Source organism: Oceanobacillus sp. HCA-5259, from assembly GCF_037892815.1.
Classification (GTDB): domain Bacteria; phylum Bacillota; class Bacilli; order Bacillales; family Amphibacillaceae; genus Oceanobacillus; species Oceanobacillus indicireducens.
Window position 1 is genome coordinate 1 of the sequence record NZ_JBBKBV010000090.1, and the last position, 1,290, is coordinate 1,290.

General features: G+C 35.1%; 2 protein-coding genes. Both read right to left on the reverse strand.

The genetic code is table 11. The features are described 5' to 3' along the window. Window positions 1–187 precede the first annotated feature (187 nt). Complete coding sequence (locus WKU33_RS18885; RefSeq protein WP_336253105.1) at window positions 188–349, reverse strand: YvrJ family protein; 162 nt, start codon at window positions 347–349, stop codon at window positions 188–190. A gap of 269 nt (window positions 350–618) precedes the next feature. Next, complete coding sequence (locus WKU33_RS18890; protein WP_336253104.1) at window positions 619–966, reverse strand: helix-turn-helix domain-containing protein; 348 nt, start codon at window positions 964–966, stop codon at window positions 619–621. Between the last annotated feature and the right edge of the window lie 324 nt (window positions 967–1,290).

A 1,290-nucleotide genomic window follows, 5' to 3' on the forward strand; every position in this document is an offset into this window, starting at 1 on the left:
TCAGTCTTTTTATAGTTTTGTGGATATTACCATTATACAAGATTTGGGGAGGTGCTTCTTTTTTCATCTCTCAAAACCGATGGGAGACAAGCGGTAAGAATTATGAAATTCATTCAATTGAATTTATCACGAAAAATTTTTACTCTTTATAGCTGCAGACTTAATGTACAGTTTCTTTGTTGTATTCCTATTTACCTTCATTATTATTAATGGATTCTTTTAAGGTCGCAATAGCTTCAGTTAATAGATCTATTCTTTTTTCAAATCTAATTAATAGATAAACGGCCAATACAAGTGGAAAACCCCAATTGCCAACAACTGCTAGAAAGGATTCAATTGAAGGAATCATATTATCACCACCTTATAATTGTAAAAATCCATTGCCTTGTGTTTTCGATAAAATTGTCTAAAAGTATAGAATAGAATTTGCATCCGGAGCTATTCCTATGGTGCTTTTTTATTTTGTAATGTTATTATACCTACCTGTATGTTTCCGTGACCTAGGTAATCGGAGACGTTGTTGATAATTACTATTATCGTCAGTAGTAATGTTGTACCATGTCCTTCCACTGTCTGGTAATCTCGGATCATGGTAAGGGACGCCCCATTTGTCTTAAATCAGCTGCGCAACCAATGAAAGAGTCCAGTTGCTCGGGCGGAGAAACTAACTTCTTCAGGTGTTGAAAAAGCAACAATCTCCCGAAGTTCACTTTCTTGTTCCTGTGTGAGGCGGTGAGGGCGACCACTTTGTTTCTTTGGCTGAAGAGCCTCTATCCAGCCTTTTTTATAGGAAGCGACATAATTTCCCACAGTATGCGGGTCACGGTTGATAATACGTGCAGCTGCTTCTTTAATCTGAACTCCTTCCAAGACCAGCTTGACTACCTGATAACGCTCAAAAAGTCGGCGGTTTTTCGTTGTTCGCTTTGTCTCGGACAATTCATAGATTTGTTTACTCTTATCCATTTTAAACGGCCTCCCTACTTTCCTTTTCTCGTTTTGGGTTAATTAAAAGCATAAAGAGAGCGATATTTAATTCATAAATAGTAATTAATTTTTCCATAGTTTGAAATGGTTGATCAATGATAGTCCTTCATGAACTACACCATTGTTGATAGTCAAATTAGGAATTATTTGGTTATTCACTAAAACCTCTTCTTTTAAAGAGTGGAAAAAGTGACAAAATACTAAAACAATTGGAAAAGAAGTTTACTTTATGGGAATATCTGTTAAAGTATTAGAACGTAGGTTCTTTTTAGTTTTTTAATACTCGATTCACTATTAATATTA

What these genes read in the sequence shown, in the direction of transcription:
- WKU33_RS18885 (WP_336253105.1), bottom strand. Translation starts at nt 349, where the DNA reads ATGATTCCTTCAATTGAATCCTTTCTAGCAGTTGTTGGCAATTGGGGT.
- WKU33_RS18890 (WP_336253104.1), bottom strand. Translation starts at nt 966, where the DNA reads ATGGATAAGAGTAAACAAATCTATGAATTGTCCGAGACAAAGCGAACA.